The organism is Exiguobacterium sp. SH5S13, assembly GCF_004337085.1.
Taxonomy (GTDB): domain Bacteria; phylum Bacillota; class Bacilli; order Exiguobacteriales; family Exiguobacteriaceae; genus Exiguobacterium; species Exiguobacterium aurantiacum_A.
Genome location: NZ_SJUS01000026.1, coordinates 24,454 through 46,242, shown reverse-complemented (window position 1 = coordinate 46,242; position 21,789 = coordinate 24,454). Strand labels below are relative to the sequence as shown.

Annotated in this window: 23 protein-coding genes and 2 pseudogenes; 13 read left to right on the top strand and 12 right to left on the bottom strand. The window is 53.5% G+C overall.

The genetic code is table 11. From position 1 onward, the window contains the following. Positions 1 to 121: 121 nt before the first annotated feature. The 3 genes and pseudogenes from EVJ30_RS12615 to EVJ30_RS12605 all read left to right on the top strand — a co-directional run. Positions 122 to 655: pseudogene (locus EVJ30_RS12615) on the top strand (RNA-guided endonuclease TnpB family protein); the annotation flags it as partial. 315 nt (positions 656 to 970) lie between these two features. After that, on the top strand, positions 971 to 1,474 hold the full coding sequence (locus tag EVJ30_RS12610; protein WP_131457930.1) for a DoxX family membrane protein: 504 nt from the start codon (positions 971 to 973) through the stop codon (positions 1,472 to 1,474). Between the two features lie 82 nt (positions 1,475 to 1,556). Further along, positions 1,557 to 1,853, top strand: a complete 297-nt coding sequence (locus EVJ30_RS12605; RefSeq protein WP_021068057.1) for a DUF3817 domain-containing protein — start codon at positions 1,557 to 1,559, stop codon at positions 1,851 to 1,853. 25 nt (positions 1,854 to 1,878) lie between these two features. Here EVJ30_RS12605 and EVJ30_RS12600 read toward each other — a convergent pair whose 3' ends face one another. Next, positions 1,879 to 2,136: a hypothetical protein gene (locus EVJ30_RS12600; protein WP_201739082.1), complete on the bottom strand. Its 258-nt coding sequence runs from the start codon at positions 2,134 to 2,136 to the stop codon at positions 1,879 to 1,881. Positions 2,137 to 2,450: 314 nt separating this feature from the next. Then, a complete protein-coding gene (locus tag EVJ30_RS12595; protein WP_131469350.1) occupies positions 2,451 to 2,777 on the bottom strand; it encodes a winged helix-turn-helix transcriptional regulator in 327 nt (108 codons plus the stop codon). A gap of 106 nt (positions 2,778 to 2,883) precedes the next feature. On the opposite strand from EVJ30_RS12595, the gene EVJ30_RS12590 reads away from it, so the two are divergent. After that, positions 2,884 to 3,684, top strand: coding sequence for a VOC family protein (locus tag EVJ30_RS12590; RefSeq protein WP_131469348.1), 801 nt, complete (start codon positions 2,884 to 2,886; stop codon positions 3,682 to 3,684). A gap of 12 nt (positions 3,685 to 3,696) precedes the next feature. Here EVJ30_RS12590 and EVJ30_RS12585 read toward each other — a convergent pair whose 3' ends face one another. Together EVJ30_RS12585 and EVJ30_RS12580 are read right to left on the bottom strand one after the other, a co-directional pair. Next, on the bottom strand, positions 3,697 to 4,689 hold the full coding sequence (locus EVJ30_RS12585) for a 5'-3' exonuclease (protein WP_070328350.1): 993 nt from the start codon (positions 4,687 to 4,689) through the stop codon (positions 3,697 to 3,699). A gap of 193 nt (positions 4,690 to 4,882) precedes the next feature. After that, on the bottom strand, positions 4,883 to 6,193 hold the full coding sequence (locus EVJ30_RS12580; RefSeq protein WP_071398830.1) for a hemolysin family protein: 1,311 nt from the start codon (positions 6,191 to 6,193) through the stop codon (positions 4,883 to 4,885). Positions 6,194 to 6,394: 201 nt separating this feature from the next. Between EVJ30_RS12580 and EVJ30_RS12575 the strand changes: the two genes are divergently transcribed. Further along, complete coding sequence (locus EVJ30_RS12575; protein WP_131457927.1) at positions 6,395 to 7,192, top strand: glucose 1-dehydrogenase; 798 nt, start codon at positions 6,395 to 6,397, stop codon at positions 7,190 to 7,192. Positions 7,193 to 7,232: 40 nt separating this feature from the next. On the opposite strand, the gene EVJ30_RS12570 is transcribed toward EVJ30_RS12575, so the two are convergent. After that, positions 7,233 to 9,188: a HAMP domain-containing sensor histidine kinase gene (locus EVJ30_RS12570; RefSeq protein WP_131469346.1), complete on the bottom strand. Its 1,956-nt coding sequence runs from the start codon at positions 9,186 to 9,188 to the stop codon at positions 7,233 to 7,235. Positions 9,189 to 9,404: 216 nt separating this feature from the next. Between EVJ30_RS12570 and EVJ30_RS12565 the strand changes: the two are divergent. Beyond that, positions 9,405 to 9,638: pseudogene (locus EVJ30_RS12565) on the top strand (PadR family transcriptional regulator); the annotation flags it as partial. Positions 9,639 to 9,711: 73 nt separating this feature from the next. Here the strand turns inward: EVJ30_RS12565 and EVJ30_RS12560 are convergent. From EVJ30_RS12560 to EVJ30_RS12545, 4 genes are all read right to left on the bottom strand, one after another. After that, a complete protein-coding gene (locus tag EVJ30_RS12560) occupies positions 9,712 to 10,407 on the bottom strand; it encodes a LutC/YkgG family protein (protein ID WP_131469344.1) in 696 nt (231 codons plus the stop codon). Then, complete coding sequence (locus EVJ30_RS12555) at positions 10,404 to 11,807, bottom strand: LutB/LldF family L-lactate oxidation iron-sulfur protein (RefSeq protein WP_131469352.1); 1,404 nt, start codon at positions 11,805 to 11,807, stop codon at positions 10,404 to 10,406. Before EVJ30_RS12555 ends, EVJ30_RS12560 begins: the two co-directional genes overlap by 4 nt. A gap of 2 nt (positions 11,808 to 11,809) precedes the next feature. After that, positions 11,810 to 12,547: a (Fe-S)-binding protein gene (locus EVJ30_RS12550; protein ID WP_131457923.1), complete on the bottom strand. Its 738-nt coding sequence runs from the start codon at positions 12,545 to 12,547 to the stop codon at positions 11,810 to 11,812. Between the two features lie 238 nt (positions 12,548 to 12,785). After that, a complete protein-coding gene (locus EVJ30_RS12545) occupies positions 12,786 to 14,075 on the bottom strand; it encodes an NCS2 family permease (RefSeq protein ID WP_016507932.1) in 1,290 nt (429 codons plus the stop codon). A 236-nt stretch (positions 14,076 to 14,311) separates the two neighbouring features. Here EVJ30_RS12545 and EVJ30_RS12540 point away from each other — a divergent pair, with 236 nt between their 5' ends. From EVJ30_RS12540 to EVJ30_RS12525, 5 genes are all read left to right on the top strand, one after another. Further along, the gene (locus tag EVJ30_RS12540; protein WP_131457922.1) at positions 14,312 to 14,545 is read left to right on the top strand and encodes a hypothetical protein; all 234 of its coding nucleotides are present in this window, start codon (positions 14,312 to 14,314) and stop codon (positions 14,543 to 14,545) included. Between the two features lie 11 nt (positions 14,546 to 14,556). After that, positions 14,557 to 15,516 (top strand): LacI family DNA-binding transcriptional regulator, encoded by a 960-nt coding sequence (locus EVJ30_RS12535; RefSeq protein ID WP_131469342.1) that lies wholly within the window; start codon positions 14,557 to 14,559, stop codon positions 15,514 to 15,516. 67 nt (positions 15,517 to 15,583) lie between these two features. Next, positions 15,584 to 15,868 carry a HesB/YadR/YfhF family protein gene (locus EVJ30_RS12530; RefSeq protein ID WP_016507928.1) on the top strand — a complete coding sequence of 95 codons (285 nt, stop codon included), beginning with the start codon at positions 15,584 to 15,586 and terminating at the stop codon, positions 15,866 to 15,868. A 96-nt stretch (positions 15,869 to 15,964) separates the two neighbouring features. After that, positions 15,965 to 16,099 carry a hypothetical protein gene (locus EVJ30_RS15425; RefSeq protein WP_255417550.1) on the top strand — a complete coding sequence of 45 codons (135 nt, stop codon included), beginning with the start codon at positions 15,965 to 15,967 and terminating at the stop codon, positions 16,097 to 16,099. 97 nt (positions 16,100 to 16,196) lie between these two features. Then, on the top strand, positions 16,197 to 17,126 hold the full coding sequence (locus EVJ30_RS12525; RefSeq protein WP_131457919.1) for a manganese-dependent inorganic pyrophosphatase: 930 nt from the start codon (positions 16,197 to 16,199) through the stop codon (positions 17,124 to 17,126). Positions 17,127 to 17,172: 46 nt separating this feature from the next. On the opposite strand, the gene EVJ30_RS12520 is transcribed toward EVJ30_RS12525, so the two are convergent. The 3 genes from EVJ30_RS12520 to EVJ30_RS12510 are packed head-to-tail and all read right to left on the bottom strand — an operon-like array spanning position 17,173 to position 20,541. Further along, positions 17,173 to 18,297 carry a DUF418 domain-containing protein gene (locus EVJ30_RS12520; RefSeq protein WP_131469340.1) on the bottom strand — a complete coding sequence of 375 codons (1,125 nt, stop codon included), beginning with the start codon at positions 18,295 to 18,297 and terminating at the stop codon, positions 17,173 to 17,175. A gap of 21 nt (positions 18,298 to 18,318) precedes the next feature. Then, a complete protein-coding gene (locus EVJ30_RS12515) occupies positions 18,319 to 19,872 on the bottom strand; it encodes an ABC-F family ATP-binding cassette domain-containing protein (RefSeq protein WP_131469338.1) in 1,554 nt (517 codons plus the stop codon). Positions 19,873 to 19,932: 60 nt separating this feature from the next. Beyond that, on the bottom strand, positions 19,933 to 20,541 hold the full coding sequence (locus EVJ30_RS12510; protein ID WP_131457916.1) for an NAD(P)-dependent oxidoreductase: 609 nt from the start codon (positions 20,539 to 20,541) through the stop codon (positions 19,933 to 19,935). A 198-nt stretch (positions 20,542 to 20,739) separates the two neighbouring features. Here EVJ30_RS12510 and EVJ30_RS12505 point away from each other — a divergent pair, with 198 nt between their 5' ends. Then, a complete protein-coding gene (locus tag EVJ30_RS12505) occupies positions 20,740 to 21,387 on the top strand; it encodes an NAD(P)H-binding protein (protein ID WP_131457915.1) in 648 nt (215 codons plus the stop codon). Beyond that, positions 21,384 to 21,776, top strand: coding sequence for an RDD family protein (locus EVJ30_RS12500; RefSeq protein WP_131469336.1), 393 nt, complete (start codon positions 21,384 to 21,386; stop codon positions 21,774 to 21,776). The genes EVJ30_RS12505 and EVJ30_RS12500 overlap by 4 nt, the downstream gene beginning before the upstream one ends. Positions 21,777 to 21,789 lie beyond the last annotated feature (13 nt).

Below are 21,789 nucleotides of genomic sequence, written 5' to 3'. Positions count from 1 at the left end.
CGAACGTCGTGTCTACGTTTAATTGAATTTGCATAGTCGTTCACCTCGTGAACAAGTATGCGAGAAGGAGACGAAATTGTACATTGTTATCCCAACGTTTTAGGACATCTTAAAACTATCATTTATAGTCATGACGAACGACGCGCTCGTCACGGAGAAGATCGCGAACCCGCGCAACCTACGAAAGGCCGAGGCGCGGCTCAAACGCACGCAGCGTGCGCTCTCCCGCAAGAAGCCCGGCAGCAGGAACCGCGAGAAGGCACGGCTCGTCCTCGCGAAGAAACACGAGCAGGTCAAGAACCGACGGCACGACTTCCTCCACAAGCTGTCGCGACGCATCGTCGACGAGAACCAAGTCGTCGTCGTCGAGACGCTGAAGCCGAGGGAGATGATGCAGGACCGCCGCCTGGCGAAGTCGATCGGGGATGCCGGGTGGGGCGAGTTCGTCCGCCAGCTGGAATATAAGGCGAGGTTCTATGGACGGACGCTCATCAAGGCAGACCCCTGGTTCGCCTCGACCCAGGTCTGTTCGGCCTGCGGCGAGAACGGCGGCAAGAAGGGCCTGCACGTCCGCGAGTGGACCTGTGCCGCATGCGGCACGCACCACGACCGCGACGTCAACGCGAGCCTCAACCTGTTGCGTCTCGCAGACTAAAACACCCCAGGGCAGGGACTGCCCGACGAGCTTGGTCCACAACCGTGGCTAGTCAAAGCACGGTCTTCCCAAGAAGCTCCCACTTCAAGTTGCGAAGCAAATAAGTGGTGAGTAGTTCACAGCAGTGGAAGCGATGTCTCGAGTAGACATTGCTTTTTTTTGGTGCAATTTCCAAAAAGTTACTGACCTGTGACACACATATGAACGAAACGTGAACTATTGTCTCAAGCTATGTGAAAACATGAACATGGATGGTGTATTGTGAATGTAATCACATATAAGCCATTATTCAACCATTCAAAAGGAGGAATTATCATGTTCACAAAGTTTTGGCAAAACCACAACATCGCAACCGGCATCTTGACGGTGTTACGGATCTGGCTCGGCTATCAATGGCTCACAGCCGGATGGGGTAAAATCACGGGCGGCTTCGGATCAGGCGGTTACCTTCAAAACGCAGCTTCACTCGCGACGGGAGATCACCCGGCGGTCGCCGGATGGTGGGCAGCTTTCCTTGAAAAATTCGCGATTCCAAACGCAGCACTTTTCGATATCTTAATTCCGTATGGTGAGTTCTTGGTCGGTCTCGGTCTCTTGCTTGGCGCCCTCACACGCAGCGCGGCTTTCTTCGGACTCGTCATGAACATGGCGTTCTTATTGTCAGGGACGGTCAGCACGAACCCGACGATGTTGATCGTATCGGTCTTGATTCTCGTCGCGGGCTACAACGCAGGCAAAATCGGCGTCGACGGCTTGTTCCTTCGCCGCTTCGTCGAAACAAAAATTGCGCATCGTTCACCAAATCGTCAAATAGCCTAACGACTTTCTAACGTTCCCCTGTGACAAACTTCACCTCTATCGGCTACGATGAACGTAGCATCGATTAAAAAGGAGAACGGATATGAACGCAACTCGATTCAAATGGCTCGGTTATACAGAGGGGATGTCATTCCTGCTCTTATTGTTGATCGCCATGCCGCTCAAGTATTTGGCTGGCATGCCGCTAGCCGTCAGCATCGTCGGTGCGGCCCATGGTTTCCTGTTCGTCGCTTACGTGGCGGCAGCGGTTTACATGGCGTGGCGCTTCAACTGGGGCTTCAAAGTGTTAGTCCTCGCGGTCATGGCTTCGGTCATCCCGTTCGGGCCGTTCTTGTTAGAGAAACGAGTCCTTCCATCAACAGAGAAGACATCGAACTGAAAAACGTTCGATGTCTTTTTTTCGTTCATTGATGTGTCGGCGCGCTTTCGACTTCAGCCAGTACCGTCGCTTTTTCAGCCGCGATATCGTGACGGATGCGATGCATCGCGAACAGCGTGATCGAAAGCAGGCATACCATGCAAATCGCATAAAGTGACGTGACCGACATCCATTCGCTCAATAACCCGAACGACACGAAACCGAGCGGGGTGATCCCCATCGCGAGCGATTCGAGGACGCCCATGACACGACCGAGGTAGCTTGGTTCCGTGTTCGTCTGCAAAAACAGTTGGATGGGAATATTGACGCGGATGATGAAGAAACCGCTCAACAAAGCGAATCCGGTGAGGAAGACGATGGCGGGTGTGACCGAGAAGTCGAAATAGAGCGGGACGGCCGGGCCGATTTTGCTTTATGTTGTGTCCAAACAGACGGTTCAAATTGAAGCGTGAAGCCGTGGCGTGCGAACGTCGTCTCGGCGTCGTGAAGTAAACTATGACGCGCGGCCGGTGAGCTGTGGATAACAAATCATGAGGATCCTCCTGTGGATAAGTGATGGGCAGTGATACGGAAATGAGTTATCCACATGTGGACAAATTATTTTTGTTGCATGCGTGCAGCGTGCTTCATGCCCCAAGCGTTCATCGTCTCAAGGACCGGGATAAGCGTCTTGCCGTACTCGCTCAACTGATAGTCGACGCGCGGCGGGACTTCCGGATAGACGGTACGGATGATGAGATCTTGCTCTTCTAAGTCACGCAACTGGGCTGTCAAAATCTTTTGGCTAATGTTCGGGAGCGAGCGTTTCAGTTCACTGAACCGGAGCGTCCCCCCGTTGATGAGCGCGAGTAAAATCGATGGTTTCCATTTACCGGTGATCAGTTCGAGTGCGGTATCGACTTCACAGCTTGAGATCATCGTCATGAGTCTCACTCCTCTCTAAGTATCCTTTCGGTAACTATACCACCTTTTTGTGCCGTCTTCTGCAAACGGGACACGGCATGTATAGTAAAGAGAGAGGTGAGAAAACATGAAATTAACCAATATCCAACTCGGACCGGTCACGCTCCGGGTCAGTGAATTAGAAAACATGAAACAGTTTTACGAACAAGTCATTGGAATGGACGTACTTGAAGTCGGCAGTGACCGCGTCACGCTCGGTGCGCCGAATACGCCGCTCGTCATCTTGCATGAAGTCAAAGGTGTCCGTCCGAACCGGAAGGCGGCCGGCTTGTTCCACATGGCAATCTTGCTGCCGGACCGCGTCGAAATCGGACGCATTCTCCGTCATTTGATCGAGCGACGGATTGAAGTCGGTCAAGGCGACCATTTGGTCAGTGAGGCGTTTTATTTGAACGATCCGGAAGGGAACGGCATCGAGCTGTATGCTGACCGGCCACGTGAGCAGTGGGAATATGAAGCGAACGGTCACGTGAAGATGTCGACCGATCCGGTTGAGTACGAATCGATGCTCGAAGCGGCAGCGGACCGTTCGTTCACAGGTCTTCCTGTCGGGACGACGATGGGACACTTTCACTTTAAAGTACGTTCCCTCGAAGCGGCCAAGTTATTCTATCAACATCGACTCGGGTTTACCGTCACGACCGATTCATACCCGGGCGCACTGTTCCTCGCGGCCGACGGGTATCATCATCACATCGGTGCGAACGTCTGGGCCCGTCCGACTAAACCGATGAACGACGAGGCGGGACTTGAAGCATGGACGCTTTTTGTCGACGCTTCGACGAACCACGAACTCGGAGGGACGACGTCGGAATGGTCGCTCACCGACGCCGATGGGATTACGGTCAATATAAAAAGCGTGGACTAATGTCCGCGCTTTTTAACGTGCTGAAATTTTCTTTTGACTCGAATCAAACGAGAGGCGAATGCCGCGTTTTTGATACGCTTGTTCGACCCGTTTTGAATTGATGCTGAGCTCAAGATGAGCCAGTTTCAAATGTTCAAGTTCTGGCACCGTGACATCGAGACGGACGAGCTCCATGTTGCGCTCGGCTTTTTTGCGTGTACGTCTCAAGTTACGGGGCACTTCCTCTGACGTCAGTGCCGCGATCGTTTCATTGATCAGTTGTCGTTTATCGCCTTTGACGCTAAGCGCCGTGTAAAGCTTATCGAGCGAACCGAAGCGTTTGATCAACTGTACCGATTGACTTTCGTCAAGGCCGGCTACAGGTGGGATGCCGTCTGAACGGTCTCCCGTCAACGCTTTGACCGCTGAGAGCTGTTTCGGCTTCAATCCTTCGTACAACGCTGCAATCTCCTCAGGACGAATCTCGAGATGTCGCTTGAGTGGGAGCGGACGGTTGTCTTGGATATCACAACGAGCTTGCATTTGCTGAAGCTCCTGTGTTTGAAGCCATACTGTGATACGTGGGCTCACGAGCTGAAGCAAGTCTTTATCCTTCGTCATGATGACGACAGGCGCGCTGCAGCTGAACTTCCGAGCGATGTGGGCAATCAAATCTTCTCCCTCATAGCCTTCGACTTGATATTGCGGGATTCCGCTCTCTTCAAGCAATTGGCGCATGAGTTCCATTTGAGCCTTCAACTCGGGTGGTGTCTGGCGACGGCGGCGTTTATAGCCAGGATAAAGCTCGCGACGCCACAATGTTTCACGTGAGACGTCCCATACGACGACAAAATGAGACGGACGATGTCTGCGTAGAATCGTCCGGATGAGGCCGGTCATACCGATGACGGCACTCCGATCGTTTTTAGATACCTCGCGTCCTTTTTTCGTTCGGCTCGCGGCGGCACCGTAGTAGGCACTGGCCAGCATGGAGTTTCCGTCAATTAAAAATAGTTTACGTTCCATGCGTAACCTTCTTTCTGTAGTTGTTGGACCGAACATTAATGAACTGTTCGGTGATGTTGTGTCAATGAGTGGCACGCACTCAAATTAGCAACATATGTGCAGTATATCACGACAAGCCTTGAAAATATAGCGACAGTTCGAGCGTCAATCGAAAAGCCCTCCCTAATGTTCAAGGGAGGGCGGTCAAAGACACTCAGTCCATTTCGGCTCGAAGCTGGTCTTTATGCGCAAGAATCAAGTCGACAAAGACGATGCGGTGATTGTCGATCTCGCGGACGATCAGTTCGTGCTCACCTGGCAGGACGAAACGTTCGCCGGTGCGTGCATTCGCTTTTTGCGAGAGGACGAAACCACCAATTGTGTCGACGTCATCCTCGATCTCAATGCCGAAGCGCTCTTCGATCTCTTGCGTGAGCACGAGACCAGACAAGCGATAATGGCCTGGATTGACTTCAGTGATCTCGGCTTGTTCGTCCCGGTCGAACTCGTCGCGAATCTCACCGACGATCTCTTCAAGGATGTCTTCGATCGTGAGCAGGCCGGCGGTGCCGCCGTACTCATCGATGACGAGACACATCATCGTCCGTGCGTTCTGCATTTTCACCATCGCTTCTTGGAGCGGTGTGAACTCCGTGACGAGAGGTAACTGATGGATGAACGATTCAAGCGGGGCGTCACTCTTGACGAGTTGGGCCGTGAACACTTGTTTGGCGTTAATAAAACCGAGCACGTCATCGCGGTCACCGTCTCGTGTGACCGGATAGCGCGTATATTGATGCTCTTGGACGGTCGCGATAATCGTCTCGATCGAGTCTTCTTCATCGATCGTCACCATATTCATCCGCGGCACCATCGCATCTTTTGCAACACGTTCATCAAACGAGAAGATATTTTGAACGTAAGCGAGTTCGTTCTCGTTGATTTCGCCACTTCGAAAACTCTCCGTCATGATAATTTTGAGTTCTTCCTCCGAGTGCGCCGTCTCTTGCGCCGTCGTCTTGACACCGAACAAGCGGAGCGTGAGCCGGGCCATACTGTTGAGCACCCGGATGAACGGGTACAACAGCTTCGTGAAGAAGTAGAGCGGCCGGGCGACGAGCAACGTCAATTTCTCGGCTTCATGTACGGCGAGCGTCTTCGGGACAAGTTCGCCGATGACGACGTGTAAAAAGGCGATTAGCAAAAAGGCGATTAAGAACGACAGGAATGTGGAAACCGACGGCGAGACGCTTAAGCGGTCGACGAGCGGTTGAATCATTCCTTCGATTTGATCGGCACCGATCCAACCAAGGCCGAGCGCGGCGAGCGTGATGCCGAACTGCGAGGCGGATAGCGAGTCATCGAGGTTCTCGATGACTTTTTTAGCGACGGACGCTCGTGAGTTTCCTTCGAGCACGAGTTGGTCGAGCCGTGCGCTCCGGACTTTGACGATTGAAAATTCGGCCGCCACGAAAAAGGCGGTCATGAAGATGAGAAAGGCGACGATCAATAAACTGAGTAACATGGGACTGTCCAAAAATTCCCCAAAAAATCGGGGATTCACCTCCATAAGAATAAGTTTGTACGTTTTTCAGGCGAGTCCTGAAAACGAATAGTTTGTTTCAGTATAGTAGATTTCCCATAAATATTCAAAAGACAGCCCGAAAGGTTTCATGAAGAGGGGAATGCGGGAACTACAAACCGAGAAGACGAAAGGGGAACCGACATGGCAAATTATCCAGAACTTCAAGGGAAAGTCGCAGTAATCACAGGCAGTTCAAAAGGAATCGGACGAGCGGTGGCCGAACGCTATGCGAAAGAAGGCGTCAGCGTCGTCTTAAATTATAGAAGCAGTGAAGACGAGATGAAGGAAGTCATCCGCGGCATCGAGGTGGCCGGAGGCAAAGCCGTCGCTGTCCAAGGTGACGTCGCCGAAGAAGGGCTCGCCGAGAAGATGATCGAAAAAGCAGTGTCTGAATTTGGACAGATGGACATTTTCGTCAACAACGCCGGTGTCCAAGTCGAAGCGAAAACGCACGAAATGGAGCTCGACAACTGGCAGAAAATTATCGATACGAACCTGACTGGGACGTTCCTAGGGGTGCGGGCCGCACTCAAGTACTTCGTCAAACATGATCTGAAAGGAAACATCATCAACATGTCTTCGGTGCACGAGGTGATCCCACGCCCAGGCTATACGCATTATGCGGCGAGTAAAGGCGGGGTCAAGATGTTCACGAAGTCGGTCGCGCTCGAATATGCGGCGAATCAAATTCGGGTCAACGCCATCGCGCCTGGTGCGATCGACACACCAATCAACAAAGAGACGATGCGAGACCCAGAAGAGAAGACAGGGCTCGAAGCGCTCATCCCGACCCATAAGATCGGGCGGCCGGAACAGATTGCTGCGGTGGCAGCGTGGCTCGCATCAGACGAATCGTCTTACGTCACGGGCACGACCATCTTTGCTGACGGTGGCTTGTCGCTCTATCCGGCATTCGGTCCAGAAAGCAAAGTTCAATAACATAAGGGATGGCTCGCCCGAGGCGAGTCATCCCTTATGTTTAGCCGCTCATTTGATCTTCCTCGATATATTTCGGCAAGACGATCGTGAACGTCGATCCGAGACCGACACGTGAGTCGACCCGGATCGTCCCGTCATGCCCTTCGACAATCTCTTTACAGATGGCAAGACCGAGACCGGTGCCACCGATCTTCCGGCTGGCCGAATTGTCGACGCGATAAAACTTGTCGAACAGTTTCGGGAGCGCTGAAGTCGGGATTCCGATGCCAGAGTCCGTGACGGAAATTTCGACGCCGTCCGACTGGTCATTCGTGACGGACACCGCAACTTTTCCGCCGTTCGGTGAATATTTGATCGCGTTATGGAGCAGGTTCGTGAACAGCTGGCTGAGCCGGTTCCGGTCCCCGTACACGAGGACGTCGGTGTCACATTCAAACGATAAGTAATGGTGTTGACTCGCGCCTTGATGGACGGCAATCGTTTCTGCCAAAATATCATACAAGCTTTCGGGCTCGTTTTGATACGTCTGTTTACCTGACTCCATCCGCTGAACGTCGAGTAAGTTGGAGATTAAATCCTCGAGACGGAGCGTCTCTTGATGAATCATCCCTAAATATTGATCGGTCCGTTCAGCCGGCATCGTCCGATAGCGCATAAGTTCGGTAAACCCGATGATGCTCGTTAAGGGGGTGCGCAGTTCATGAGACACCGTCGAGACAAGTTCTGTCTTCAAGCGGTCGACCTCGGTTTCTTGCGTCACGTCCCGGAAGACGAGCATCGTGCCGTGGCGTGTGCCACGCAAATGAATCTTTTCAGCGTACATTTGGATGAACCGTTCTTCTTGATTCATCGAGAACGTCACGCTCTCTTCCATCGCTTCGCCGTCAAACGCTCGGCGCATGAACGAGAAGAACGAGTCTTTTTGATCGACTTGGAGACCGAGTTCTTCAAGGTCGGCATCAAGCCGATACAGGTCCGTCTCGTTTTTCTTTGTGATGGCCTGATTGAACATGACGAAGAGCGCCTGGTTGGCGAGTTTCTCATGCGTCGTATGTTCAACGTAAATGACGGCATCACGGATCGAGTGCAAGAGTCGCGCGGTCTTCTCACGCTCTTCTTCGACTTGATAACGTTGCGACGACAGTGACGACGCCATTTGACGGAACGAGTCGGTCAGTTGGCCGACCTCGTTCCGGGTCGATACCAAAACAGGGACGGGTATGACCCGATCGTCGGTGAGCCGCTTGCTATTCGTGATCAACTCTTGCAGTTGACCGGTCAACCGTTGTACGTAAGGCCGAGCCGCAATGAAGAGGACGAGTAGTACGGTGAGTAGCGACAGGAGCCAGAGCACTTGCGCCCATTTCGTATGGGTGGCGAGCTGTTCACGGAGTTGGTTTTCTTCCGCGTTCAAGGCGTTGCGGTATTCGGTGAACACCGTCTCCATGTCGACGATACTCGCGCTCATGTCAGCCGCGCTCTTCGAGTTGATCTTGAATTTCCGATCGGCCTGTGCTTCGGTTTGAGGCGTCACTTTCCCGAGCGTCGGCATTTGCAGGAACGGCTCGGTGACCGTGCCTTCCCGCTTCGCGACGACGTAGCGCTCGAGGCTAGGCATGACGCGTTGTTGATAGGCTGAGAATAACGCTCGGGCATCCCCCGCATACGTCTGTTCTTTTTCTGTGACCGCGTTCGTTTCGAACCAGGCGGTCTGTGTCTCGATCAAGACTTGTTTCTCTTTGACGCGGACGAGCAACTCCTCGTCACCGAGGAGGACGTAACCGCGCATCTCATATTGCATCGACTGCCATGTCTCGAATAGCTCGGTCGCATTCGTGCGACGTTCACTGACGTTCTCGAGCGATGAAGTCGTCTCTTCGATTCGATTTTCCGTATATACGTATACGGCGAGTGAGGTGAGGAGGATCAGTCCAATGAATAAATAGAAGACGAATAAAAACTGCCTTCCGATCCGCTCGTCAATCCAAGCTTTCATAGGGACCGTTCCTTCCTGGAACTACATACATTCCGGCTGTGACAATTATTTTCTACGAGTGTCGTTCCCCTATTGTACAGATTTCGGCAGCGATATACCACTTATCGAGATGTAGTAAACATGCTAGCTAACGTCTATTGAACAATTGCGAACGATGTGTTGTTACCTAATAGATAGTGGAGGGGGTGAGAGGGATGCTAAGTTTAAAAAAGTGACATCTCAGAAGATGTGGTCTATCCGCTCCTGAGGCGGCTCACGTCGGAAGGCTACTTCACGACGTATTTGAAGGAGTCGGCAGAAAAACCGCCACGGAAATACTACGCAATCACGGAGCAAGGAATGGCCCAGTTAGACGAATTGCGAGCGGGCGACTCGATGGGGAAAATTGACGAAGCGATGAGTGCGGGACAAGACTTTGACGTTCAAACATCGAACATTCACTTCGCTTGAAGACGACGAACGGCAGCATCACCGTCGAATAAAGAATAAACGAAAAGACTCGCCGTCGTGGCGAGTTTTTTCGTTAGAGATCATGTACGAGAACGTAGGCGACACGGACCGGTCCGTGGACACCGACAATCAAGTTCATCTCAATATCGGCCGAGTTTGATGGGCCCGAGATGAAGTTGACGCCTTGCGGTGAGGCGAGCTCGCCGTTGCGATCGAGTTCGGCCAGCTGTTTCGCCGCTTGCGTCATGCGGGGCACGAGCACCGATTTCGGGATGATGGCGATGTGATCTTGCGGCAACAAGCTGATCGTCCGCGATTTTCCGGGGGCCGCGTATTGGACGATGGTCGCACTTTCAGCGAGTGCTTGGTCGGCAATCGTGATCCCAACGTCAGCTTTCACGGCAAGGGCGCGGCTGTCATCCGGACGCGCGGCATCCCACCAGTCGAACGACCGGCTCGTTTCGGGTGCCCATTCCTTAATGCGTGCATCGTCCTCGGCGATAATCGTCTTGCCGTCGTATCGTTCGAGGAGAAGACGGAGCGTGTCATCGAGATGAGTCGACTCACATTCGACGACGTCGGTATGAATGCGCGTCGCGACCATACGGAACGTCTCGAGGAGTTCCTCTGTTGAAGCGTCTTTCAACACCTCGTCTTGCGGACGGTGCTTGTATACTCGTTTCGGGGGCGTCAAATCGACGTCGCGTCCGAGTTGTCCCGCGATCCGCTTTAAAAAGTCTTCACGGTTGGTGATCGTTCCTGGATTCATTGTGCATTCCCCCGTTTCTTAAACCAGTCGCGGACCGTCTGTTTGGCCGGCTGCGGCAAGTCTTTCGAGTCGGTCCAAGCCGGTAAGCCTTTGTCGATTTGCCCTGCTGTCGCAAACGGGGACGACGCGAACGGCGCGATCTGTTCGGCCGCCTCGAACAAGAACGGGCTCGATGACGTGACGGCGAAGCCTTTCATGGCGATGCGTTCGACGAACGGTGATTTTTTCTTGTCTTCGACGATGACGCGGCGATGCTCGATCAACAGTTCATGGAGCGGAATTTTGACCGGACACGCTTCCGTACAGGCACCACAAAGGCTTGACGCATACGGCAGTTCTTTATAGTTCTCGTAACCGTCGAGCAGCGGGGCGAGCACGGCGCCGATCGGTCCCGGATAAATCGAGCCGTAGGCGTGGCCGCCGATATGGCGATAGACCGGGCAGACGTTGATACATGCCGCGCAACGGATACATTGGAGCACGGACTGGAACTGAGTCCCGAGAATGCCTGACCTCTTGTTGTCGACGATGACGAGATGGAATTCGTCCGGGCCGTCGACTTCGCCGACGCTTTTCGTGCCGGCGAACGTCGTGATGTATGACGTGAGCCGTTGACCGACCGCGCTCCGGCACAACATATTGACGAGCACTTCGAACTCTTCGTAAGACGGGACGACCCGCTCCATCCCCATGACCGAGATGACGGTGTTCGGGAGTGACGTGACCATCCGGCCGTTACCTTCGTTCGTGACGAGACCGACGGCGCCGCTCTCGGCGATGGCGAAGTTACAACCGGTGATGCCGACCTCTGCTTTCAAGAAGTCTTTGCGCAGTTCACGGCGCGCGTAGCGGCCGAGCTCGGTCGGGTCGTTCGTTCCGTCGTAGCCATGGGTCGTGAACGTCTTGTGGACATCGTTCCGGTCTTTGTGGAGCGCCGGTGCGACGATGTGCGACGGTGGGTCGTTGTCGAGCTGAAGGATCCATTCCCCGAGATCCGACTCGACGACCGTACACCCTTCTTCGTGAAGCGCCTCGTTCAACCCGATCTCCTCGGTCACCATCGACTTCGATTTGACGACGTGTTTGGCGTCTTTTGCGCGCACGACTTCGCGGATATAGCGGTTCGCTTCTTCCGGCGTCTCGGCGAAGAAGACGTTGCCGCCCCGCTTCGAGATATTCTCACTCAACTGGTGTAAGTAGTAATCGAGATGCTCGAGCACGTGCTGACGAATCTCTTCCGAATGGTCGCGGAACGCTTCCCAATCCCCGAGTTCCCCGGCCGCGTTCAAACGTCCGTCGCGCAGGCGATTTTGCGCCGAGCTGACGGCTTGGCGCATGAACGGGTTATCGATCCCGTCTTTCCGCCGATCTTGAAACTTCTCGTCTAACCGAATCCCCATGCTCATGCTTGTTTCACCCCTTCGTTCAACACTTCCGCGATATGCATCACTTTGATCGGATGCCCTTGTTTATGCAGGCGTCCCCCGATGTTCATCAAACAAGACGCATCAGCGCCGATCAACACGTCGGCCCCTGATTTTAAAATTGACTCGACTTTCTCGTCGACCATCTGCACCGATACGTCCGGCATCTTGACCGAGAACGTCCCGCCGAAGCCGCAACAGTTATGTACCCCTTCGAGTGGGACCATCGTCAACCCATTAACGTTTTTCAACAACTGTCCCGGTGCCGCCTCGATCCCGAGCAAGCGCGTCATATGACACGAGGCGTGATACGTCGCTTTCGCCGGGAATTTCGCCCCGACGTCTGTCACTTCGAGCACATCGACGATGAACTGCGTCAGTTCGAACGTCTTCGCCGCATGGGCTTCGGCCCGCTCTTTCCAGACGGGATCGTCTTTGAACAAGTGCGGATAGTCGCGCATCATCATGACACACGAGCCGGACGGTCCGACGATATAGTCGGCGTCCGCTTTCTCGAACGTCTCAATCATGTGTTTGGCAATCTTTTTCGTCTCTTCATGGTAGCCGCTGTTATAGGCCGGTTGACCGCAGCACGTCTGCTCGAACGGGAAGCTGACGTCACAACCGAGATGTTCTAATAGTTCGACCGTCGCTTGTCCTACCGATGGGAATAACGTATCGGAGAGACAAGTGACGAACAACGCCACGTTTGGCATGTCCATTCCTTCTTTCCTGTTAAATGATACTTTCGAAAACGATTTCATCGCCATTATTCCATATCTTTGAGTCGGAAAACAGAAAAATGGAACGGATTTCTCAAATAATTGTAAAATAATGCCTAATTGAGAATCGGATGATAATGAACGAATATTCAGTAACCGACTGCTATACGACAGTGATTCCCTGATTAATAACAGAAAAACCCTCGTCGGGGACGAGGGTTAAAGTCAAGTATTATAGGAAAAACATTTCCAAAATAAACAATCCGGCGAACAAGTAGATGAGCGGGTGGACCGTCTCTTTGTTCATCGCCTTGAAGATCGGGTAGAGGATGAACCCGAAGGCGATCCCGCGTTCGATACTGCCTGAGAGTGGCATGATGAGGATCGTCATGAACGCCGGGAAGTATTCACTGAAATCTGTCCAATCGATATAGCGGACGTTCGTCAGCATGAGTGCGCCGACGATGATGAGGGCCGGCGCCGTAATGGCGGCGACACCTGAAATCGCACCGATGAGCGGGCTGAAGAACAATGTGAGACCGAACAAGCCGGCGACGACGGCTGTCGTCAGTCCGGTCCGTCCGCCTTGGGCGACACCTGCGGCCGACTCGATGTAGGCCGTCGATGGACTCGTTCCGACGAGTGAGCCCCCCATCGTTGCGAGCGAATCAGCGAACAAAGCCCGGTGCCCGTTCTCGATCGTCCCGTCTTCTTTCAACAAGCCGGCTTGCTTGCCGACACCGACGAGCGTTCCGGTCGTGTCGAACAACGTGACGAGGAAGAACGACAACACGGCCCCGAACAAGCCATATTGGATGACGTCAGAGAAAGCGGTGAGCGGGTTGACCATCAACCCTTCCGGTAGCGTCGGCATCGCCGTCACGCCTTCGATTTTCAATAGCCCCATGAAGTAGGCGGCAATCCCAGTGACGACCATCCCGATGAGCAGCGAGCCCGGGACGTTACGTGAGAAGAGGAGGGCCGAGACGATCAGTCCACCGAGGACGAGCAAGACGCTCGGTGACGACAACTCCCCGAGACGGACGAGGTTCGCCTCATCCGCGACGATGAGTCCAGACAGCTTCAAGCCGAGCGAGGCGATGAACAACCCGATGCCGGTCGTGATGGCGTGCTTCAATGAAGCCGGGATCGCTTGAATCAGTTTCGTCCGGATCGGTGACAGCGATAAGATCAGGAAGAAGACCGACGACACGAAGACGACGCCGAGCGCGGCTTCTGGTGCGATCTGTTGTTGCGCGACGAGTGTATAGGCGAAGAAGGCGTTCAAGCCCATCCCAGGTGCGACCGCGATCGGCAGGTTGGCATAGAACGCCATTAACCCTGTTCCGATCAAGATGGCGATGATCGTCGCCGTGAACGCCTGGGCGAACGGGATGCCTGCGTCCGACAAAATCGCCGGGTTGACGACCGAGATGTAGGCCATCGTGACGAACGTTGTGATGCCGGCCATCACTTCTTGTTTAACGTTCGTCCCGTGTTGCTGTAAACGGAATAAGTTCATTAGGAAGACTCCTTATAAGTAGTAATTTCCGAACATTAATTGTCTAGTAAAGTGGAATACACGTTATCAACCTGTTGACTATACGAAATCGAATCGACATCGTCAATGATTTTGAGTTAAAAAACTAAAAAAGTTCTCATTTAAGTATTTAATGTTCGGAATTAGAGTTTTTTACTAAAGTGCTTGCTCTGAAACGCGTTTCAGAATGTACGGTAGAGTCAAAGGAGGGAAGCCTGATGAATCCGACGACGTGGAAGACTTGGTGTAGCGGGATTGTCTATGAACTGGTCATCAATCAATTGTACACACCGTTCGGACGCATGTTGTGCGCCCAGTTTCAAGATGAGTTTCTGCACTTACCTGTCGAAGAACGGTTTCGTCTCGCCCAAGCGATTCGGCGACAAGTGATGGCAAGAGATGACAGTCGGTCAGTAGAATGGGTACACTATATGGAAAGACTGACGGATTGAGGTGAGGCGGGATGGCGAACATTCGAGATATCGCGAAACAAGCGGACGTGTCGGTGACGACGGTCTCGCGGGTGATTAACGAACATCCATACGTTTCAAAAGAGAAGCGACAGCGCGTCCATGCAGCGATGGCAGAGCTTGGCTATTTACGGAATCAGCAGGCGTTGACGCTGTCGACTGGGCGCACGCAGCGATTCGTCGTCGTGTTGCCGTATATGGACCATCCGTACTACGGACTGTTCGTCAACGGACTCGCGAAAGCGGCGCTCGTGAAAGGGTATCGTCTCGTCATGTGGCAGACCGAGTACAAGCTTGATCAAGAGCGGCAAGCACTCGACTTACTGAAGCATCGTGAAGTCGACGGGGCGATTCTGTTGTCGCATGCGATGTCGTTCGAAGAATTGGAGACGTACCGTGGCTTCGGCCCGATCTCGGTCGCGACGGTCGGTGCGCCTGAGACGATCTCCTCGGTCCATGTCGACCATTACGCGGCGTTCGTCGCCGGATTGCATGTGTTAACGCAAGCTGGCTATGAAGATATCGGCATCGTCTTATCGCGGCAGTCTAGTCCGAGCTCAATCGCGCGTCAGCGGGCCTACTTCGATGAAGTGGCGTCCGCGCGTGAGCGATGGGTATGGATCGGTTACTTGACGAGTGAAGACGGGATCCGCTTAGCGGCAGAGTTCCTTCAACGAACAGAGCGTCCCCGCGCGCTCTTTTTGTCGTCCGATTACGTCGCGCTCGGTTTTTTAGGGGAGATGCGCCGGCGTGACGTCCGCATACCGGAAGACGTCGCCATCCTCGGGTTTGACGGCCACCCGATCAGCCAGGCGTTCGGCTTAGCGACGATGCACGCGCCGCATGAAGAAATCGGTCGCGCCTTGTTCGATGTGACGTTCGATGAGATGGACGGCGGTGCGGTTAGGACGCAAAGTCTGACCGTTGCGTATCTTTCGGGCACGACACTCTAGGCAACTTCCTCGCTCGCTTTTTGAGAAACGATTAGAATGAAGACAGAAGTCGAGAGGAGGATGTTACATGAAGATCAACGTGACGGAAGAAGCACTCCAATTTTTTAAAGACGAAATGGAAGTCGAGGCGGGACAGACGGTTCGTCTGTTCGCCAAATACGGGGGTTCGACTGATTTGACGCACGGGTTCTCGGTCGGTGTCATCACAGAAGAGATCGATAACGCCGTCGTCGAAACGAACGCAGATGGAATTCGTTTCGTCGTCGCCGAGCAGGACGAATGGTTGTTCCAAGGACAAGACGTCAACGTCGAGATCCGCGGGGATGAAGTCGTGTTCGTTCAGGCTGACTGACATGACAGTTTGTTTACGGATGTGAGACATCCGTTTGACCGCGTCAACCTCGGGGAACAGTCTACGACAAGACTCGGTACCGAAAGGATGAGACAGATGTCAGACCAAGACAAACGTGAACAAGAAGAACAAGAGAAGTTGAACCGGGACCAACCGGATATCTCGCACGAAGAAGATTCAAAAGGGGATCATTCGGACCTCGAAGAGACAGACGAAGACGAACAATCGTGAAGAGCCGAGTCTAGGCTCTTTTTGTTTTGGAATTGAAAGAATGGGGATTGACGGTATAATGGATAAGGGAAAACTATAACAGTGAGGAGAATGCATCATGAGTACAGTACTTGTCTTCGGACATAAAAATCCAGATACGGATACAATCTGTTCGGCGCTCGCTTACGCTGAACTGAAAAAGAAATTAGGGATGGACGCCGAGGCGGTCCGTCTCGGTGACGTGAACGGGGAGACGCAATACGCGCTCGACCACTTCCGTGTCAAGGCGCCGCGCCTCGTCGAACGTGTATCGGACGAAACGAGCTCGGTCATCTTAGTCGACCATAACGAGTTCCAACAAAGTGCGGCCGACATTGCTGACGTGCGAATCCTTGAAGTCATCGACCACCACCGCATCGCTAACTTCCAAACGGCAGACGCACTCTACTACCGGGCGGAGCCGGTTGGCTGCACGGCGACAATCTTGCTCAAGTTGTACAAAGAACACGGTGTTGAAATCGCGTCTGACATGGCCGGCTTGATGCTATCGGCGATCATCTCGGACTCGCTCTTGTTCAAGTCACCGACGTGCACGGACGAGGACGTCAAAGCAGCGAAAGAACTTGCAGACATCGCCGGAACTGACGTCGAGGCGTACGGTCTCGAAATGTTGAAAGCCGGAGCCGACCTGAGCCAGAAGACGGTGCCTGAACTCATCTCGCTCGACGCGAAAGAGTTCGCGATGGGCGACTACCGCATCGAGATCGCGCAAGTGAACACGGTTGACGCGCACGACGTGTTGAGCCGTAAAGCTGAAGTTGAAGCGGCGATGGCGAAGACGATTGCTGACAAACAGCTTGACTTGTTCGTCTTCGCAATCACGAACATCTTGACGAATGATTCAGAAGCACTCGTTGTCGGTGCGAAGCATGATTTGTTCGAACAAGCGTTCAACGTCGAACTGTTAGACGGCCTGGCGACACTTCCTGGCGTCGTATCACGTAAAAAACAAATCGTTCCTGTGTTGACAGCAGCGGCGACGAACTAAGAAATGAGAAAGGCTCGAAGCGAGATGCTTCGAGCCTTTCTGCATGCTATGATACTTTCTTCTGAATCCCATACGTCCCGATCCGCCATAACTTCTCGAACGGTCCGTAGCGATGAGACTTGAGCCACCACATTGAGAAGAACGTTTGGGCAATCAAAATCGCGATACTCAAGAACAATCCTTCAGTGAGCGACAGACGTCCGTAATACCCGAGGGCGATGACGGGAAGGACGACGACGAGCGTGTGCGTCAAGTAGTTCGTCAGCGCCATCCGGCCGAGCGCCTGGAGCGGACGGAACGTGAGTCCTTTTCGGACGGCGACGGTGAACAGACAGACGTACGTCGTCGCGAGCAGTTTTCCTGAGATGAGGACGGCTGCTAGGTTCGTCCAGTAGTAAGCATCACCACCGCCGTAACGATGCCAGAGGATGACCCCGAAAAACGGCAAGGCGAGAACACTGCAAATAATGGCCGTTCGTATCAATCCTTGAAGCGTCCATGTGAGCAGCTTCCGCTCACGCCCGATATAGAGACCGAATAAAAATAGGCAAAAGATTTCGATCCCGACAAGCAGAGAGTTTGAGATTGCGCTAAAGATCTCGACGTCGAGCCGGTAATCGAACCAAGCGCCAAAGCCGGCGTTATACGCGGTCGGGAACGGATAGCCGGGATTGAAATACCCCGTCGTCCACTCCATCAAGACAGATGAGCCATAGAACAAGAGAAAACTCCCGATCAACAAACTCCACGCCCACGTCAAAATCGCGCGGTTGCTCAATCCATAAAACAAGGGGAGCAACAACCCCCACATCGCATACGTATGTAAGATGTCACCCGACCAGATGGCCAGGTGAGCAAGTCCGAACAAGAAAAGGATGATGATGCGTCGGACATAGCGGCTCGCCGAGTCCCCGCGCGCGTACGAACGCTCGAGAAAAATCGAGAAGCCGATGCCGAACAGTAAAGAGAAAATTGTATAGAACTTCGTCTGGATGAACAAGTCGAACAGTGTCCTTACGACGAGGTCACTGCCTTCATACATCGGTTTACCGAAGATCCAGTCGCTCCCGAGCATGCTCGGGATGTTGACGAGGAAGATGCCGCACAGGGCAAACCCTCGAATGATGTCATAGAGAACGATGCGTTCGTTCAATTGGATTGGGCCTGTCATGCGACACTTCCTCTACACGTTTTAGAATACTTTCGTCGTCCACGATTCACAGTTCCAGACGTCGGTGACGATGTCTTGATAGAACTCCGGCTCGTGACTGATGAGTAGGATACTACCTTTATACTCTTTCAATGCGCGCTTCAACTCTTCCTTCGCGTCGACGTCCAAGTGGTTCGTCGGCTCATCGAGGAGGAGCAAGTTCGATTCGTTGTTTTGGAGCTTACAGAGACGGACTTTCGCTTTCTCGCCACCACTGAGGACAGCGATTTTACTCTCGATATGCTTCGTCATGAGACCGCACTTTGCGAGCATGGCCCGGACTTGTTGTTGGTTGAGTGACGGGAACTCGCTCCAAATCTCTTCGATACACGTGTTGTTGCTGACGGCCGCTTCTTGTTCGAAGTACCCGATCTCTAGGAACTCGCCGCGTTCGACCGTTCCTTCGAGCGGATTGATCATGCCGAGCAGACTCTTCAGGAGCGTCGTCTTCCCGATCCCGTTCGCACCGACGAGGGCGATCTTCTGACCGCGCTCCATCTGCAGGTCGAGTGGACGTGAGAGCGGCTCATCGTAACCGATGACGAGATCTTTCGCGTCAAAGATGAGACGGCCTGACGTGCGCGCCTGCAAGAAACGGAACTCTGGCTTCGGACGTTCCGCGCTCAGCTCGATGACGTCCATCTTGTCGAGTTTCTTTTGACGTGACATCGCCATGTTTCGTGTCGAGACGCGGGCCTTGTTACGGGCGACGAAGTCTTTCAAATCAGCGATTTCCGCTTGTTGGCGTTTATAAGCCGACTCAAGCTGCGACCGTTTCATCTCGTACACTTCCATAAATTTGTCGTAATCGCCGACGTAACGCGACAAATCTTGGTTCTCCATATGGTAGACCAAGTTGATGACGCTGTTTAAGAACGGGATATCGTGCGAGATCAAGATGAACGCATTGTCGTAGTTCTGAAGATAACGCTTCAACCACTCGATATGGATCTCATCCAAATAGTTGGTCGGCTCATCGAGGAGGAGGATGTCCGGCTTCTCAAGGAGCAGCTTCGCGAGCAACACTTTTGTCCGTTGTCCACCTGATAGGTCAGCGACGTCGCGGTCGAGACCGACGTCTAAAATACCGAGTCCGCGGGCGACTTCTTCGACTTTCGCATCGATGATATAAAAGTCGTTCGAATCGAGCGTCTCTTGCAGTTCGCCGACTTCAGCGAGCATGTCGTCCATCTGCTCAGGTGACGCGTCGCCCATTTCCATGTAGAGTTCGCCGATGCGTGTCTCCATGTCGATCAAGTATTGGAACGCGCTTTTCAACACGTCACGAATCGTCATCCCGCGTGCGAGGACGGCGTGCTGGTCGAGGTAACCGACGCGGACGTTTTTCGCCCACTCGATTTTCCCTTCATCCGGTTGCAGTTTGCGCGTGATGATGTTCATGAACGTCGATTTTCCTTCACCGTTTGCTCCGATGAGGCCGATGTGTTCACCTTTTAATAGACGGAAAGACACGTCATTTAAAATGGCGCGGTCACCGAAACCGTGGCTCAAGTTTTGTACTGTTAATATACTCATAATTCGTATTCGTTCCCTTCAAAGTTGACTATCCGATATTGTAGCATGGATTCAAAAAAATTAGTACGCCAGTCCGACCGACTGCCGGACGAAACTGTTCTCTTCGACCGTGTTCAACATGAACTGGGCGACGTCGGCGCGTGAAATCTGTTTACCGTCGGCAGGGATCCCGTCGATGTCCGTCCGGTACACCGATGTCCGCGGACCATCCGTCAGTTGCATCGGCCGCACGATCGTGTAGTCGAACGACGAGTTGCGCCACAGGTCGACCGCGGCCCGGTGGTCGCGAAGCGGCTTCCGGAGCATGAACGTCACGACCGTTCCGGCGATCCCGGGAATCTCTTTGTCAATCCCGGCAGACGCGAGGTACAGAATGCGCGTCACATCGTTCGCTTTCATGGCGGGGACGAGCGCATCGGTCACGCTGGCCAAGAAATCGGGGTCGCTCAAATCGGTCCCGAGACAGCTGATGACGGCGTCGTGCCCGGCAAGCGCGTCGGTCAACGCCGCACTGTCCGTCACGGCGCCTTCGATGATTTCAAGTTGCGGGGTCGGGATGAGTTTTTTCTGTTCGCGCACGAAGGCGGTCACATGATGGCCGTGCTCGATCGCTTGATCGACAAACTGATGACCGGTCCGTCCGGTGGCACCAAGAACGAATAGCTTCATACACAACTAGCTCCTCTCGTTTTTCCAGTACCTTCAGTATACAGCAGTTTCAGAAAAATCGAACTTTTTGCCGTCTTTTCATAAACGGGTTGCAATTGCCGCAATCTCGTCTTCGATTGATTGTGTCTGGTCTCAGTCGTTGCCGATGAACGGCAAGTCAGCTAGACTGAAAGAAGTACGTAACAAGGGGGAACTAGAATGGGAAAAACAGCACTCGTTGTCGGCGCGACCGGTTTGATCGGACGCGAGCTCGTCGAGCAGTTGCTCGAACAAGAACGGTATGACGCGGTATGGATCGTCGTCCGCCGCTCGAAACGTTGGAGTCACCCGAAATTACATGAAGTTGTCGGCTTTGAGAAAATGGATGAGACGTTGCCGCACATTGACGATGTGTACTGTGCACTCGGTACGACGATTGCCGTCGCCGGATCACGTCAGGCGTTCAAACATGTCGACCTCGAGTTACCGCTCGAAGTCGCGCGTGTCGCGAAACAGCACGGCGCCACACGTTACGCCGTTGTCTCGGCACAAGGTGCGTCATTGCGCTCGCCGTTCTTCTACAACCGAGTGAAAGGTGAACTCGAGAACGGGCTCAAAGTGTTCGGGTTCGAGCACTTGATTATCGCCCGCCCGTCGCTCTTGCTCGGCGACCGCGAGTCGTTCCGGCTCGGTGAGAAAGCGGCTGAAGTCGTAAGCCGTCCGTTCCAACCGCTGTTGCTCGAAAAAGTTCCAAATGCGGCCCCAATCCAAGCGTTACACGTGGCCCGGGCTTTGATCATGGCCGGAGAAGAAGGACAAGGCACGGAAGTGTTGACGTCCGGAATGATGCAGCGAATGAGCCAATGAAGCGAGTGACGAGCAAACGCACGAAAGCCGTCTTGATCGACGGTGTCATTGCCGGGCTCCTTAGTTTCGGTGTCGAACAGCTCGTTCGGAAGAAAGTGAAGAGCGAGTTCGTCCACGCGGTCATCACACCAACACTCGTCTCTTATGCGATCGAGGCGTGCCAGATGAGCCGTGGTGGTCAAACGATCGGCTACAAGCTGATGGGTCTCGAACTGAAGAACGATGACGGAACACCGGTCACGGCCGAGCAAGCGTTCAAGCGTGCCCTTCATCGGGACACGTTGACGGTTGCGGCTTACTTCAAGGACCGCGAACACTTCGAGGCGGAAGACGGTGCCGTCTTGCCGCACGACAAAGCTTTCCATATGCACGTGACCGAAAAGAACTGACCTCAGACGCGAG

Bases quoted from the DNA above. Each gene is read 5' to 3' on its own strand.
- EVJ30_RS12610 (WP_131457930.1), top strand. From the start codon at position 971: ATGTTCACAAAGTTTTGGCAAAACCACAACATCGCAACCGGCATCTTG.
- EVJ30_RS12605 (WP_021068057.1), top strand. From the start codon at position 1,557: ATGAACGCAACTCGATTCAAATGGCTCGGTTATACAGAGGGGATGTCA.
- EVJ30_RS12595 (WP_131469350.1), bottom strand. From the start codon at position 2,777: ATGACGATGATCTCAAGCTGTGAAGTCGATACCGCACTCGAACTGATC.
- EVJ30_RS12590 (WP_131469348.1), top strand. From the start codon at position 2,884: ATGAAATTAACCAATATCCAACTCGGACCGGTCACGCTCCGGGTCAGT.
- EVJ30_RS12585 (WP_070328350.1), bottom strand. From the start codon at position 4,689: ATGGAACGTAAACTATTTTTAATTGACGGAAACTCCATGCTGGCCAGT.
- EVJ30_RS12580 (WP_071398830.1), bottom strand. From the start codon at position 6,193: ATGTTACTCAGTTTATTGATCGTCGCCTTTCTCATCTTCATGACCGCC.
- EVJ30_RS12575 (WP_131457927.1), top strand. From the start codon at position 6,395: ATGGCAAATTATCCAGAACTTCAAGGGAAAGTCGCAGTAATCACAGGC.
- EVJ30_RS12570 (WP_131469346.1), bottom strand. From the start codon at position 9,188: ATGAAAGCTTGGATTGACGAGCGGATCGGAAGGCAGTTTTTATTCGTC.
- EVJ30_RS12560 (WP_131469344.1), bottom strand. From the start codon at position 10,407: ATGAATCCAGGAACGATCACCAACCGTGAAGACTTTTTAAAGCGGATC.
- EVJ30_RS12555 (WP_131469352.1), bottom strand. From the start codon at position 11,807: ATGGGGATTCGGTTAGACGAGAAGTTTCAAGATCGGCGGAAAGACGGG.
- EVJ30_RS12550 (WP_131457923.1), bottom strand. From the start codon at position 12,547: ATGCCAAACGTGGCGTTGTTCGTCACTTGTCTCTCCGATACGTTATTC.
- EVJ30_RS12545 (WP_016507932.1), bottom strand. From the start codon at position 14,075: ATGAACTTATTCCGTTTACAGCAACACGGGACGAACGTTAAACAAGAA.
- EVJ30_RS12540 (WP_131457922.1), top strand. From the start codon at position 14,312: ATGAATCCGACGACGTGGAAGACTTGGTGTAGCGGGATTGTCTATGAA.
- EVJ30_RS12535 (WP_131469342.1), top strand. From the start codon at position 14,557: ATGGCGAACATTCGAGATATCGCGAAACAAGCGGACGTGTCGGTGACG.
- EVJ30_RS12530 (WP_016507928.1), top strand. From the start codon at position 15,584: ATGAAGATCAACGTGACGGAAGAAGCACTCCAATTTTTTAAAGACGAA.
- EVJ30_RS15425 (WP_255417550.1), top strand. From the start codon at position 15,965: ATGTCAGACCAAGACAAACGTGAACAAGAAGAACAAGAGAAGTTGAAC.
- EVJ30_RS12525 (WP_131457919.1), top strand. From the start codon at position 16,197: ATGAGTACAGTACTTGTCTTCGGACATAAAAATCCAGATACGGATACA.
- EVJ30_RS12520 (WP_131469340.1), bottom strand. From the start codon at position 18,297: ATGACAGGCCCAATCCAATTGAACGAACGCATCGTTCTCTATGACATC.
- EVJ30_RS12515 (WP_131469338.1), bottom strand. From the start codon at position 19,872: ATGAGTATATTAACAGTACAAAACTTGAGCCACGGTTTCGGTGACCGC.
- EVJ30_RS12510 (WP_131457916.1), bottom strand. From the start codon at position 20,541: ATGAAGCTATTCGTTCTTGGTGCCACCGGACGGACCGGTCATCAGTTT.
- EVJ30_RS12505 (WP_131457915.1), top strand. From the start codon at position 20,740: ATGGGAAAAACAGCACTCGTTGTCGGCGCGACCGGTTTGATCGGACGC.
- EVJ30_RS12500 (WP_131469336.1), top strand. From the start codon at position 21,384: ATGAAGCGAGTGACGAGCAAACGCACGAAAGCCGTCTTGATCGACGGT.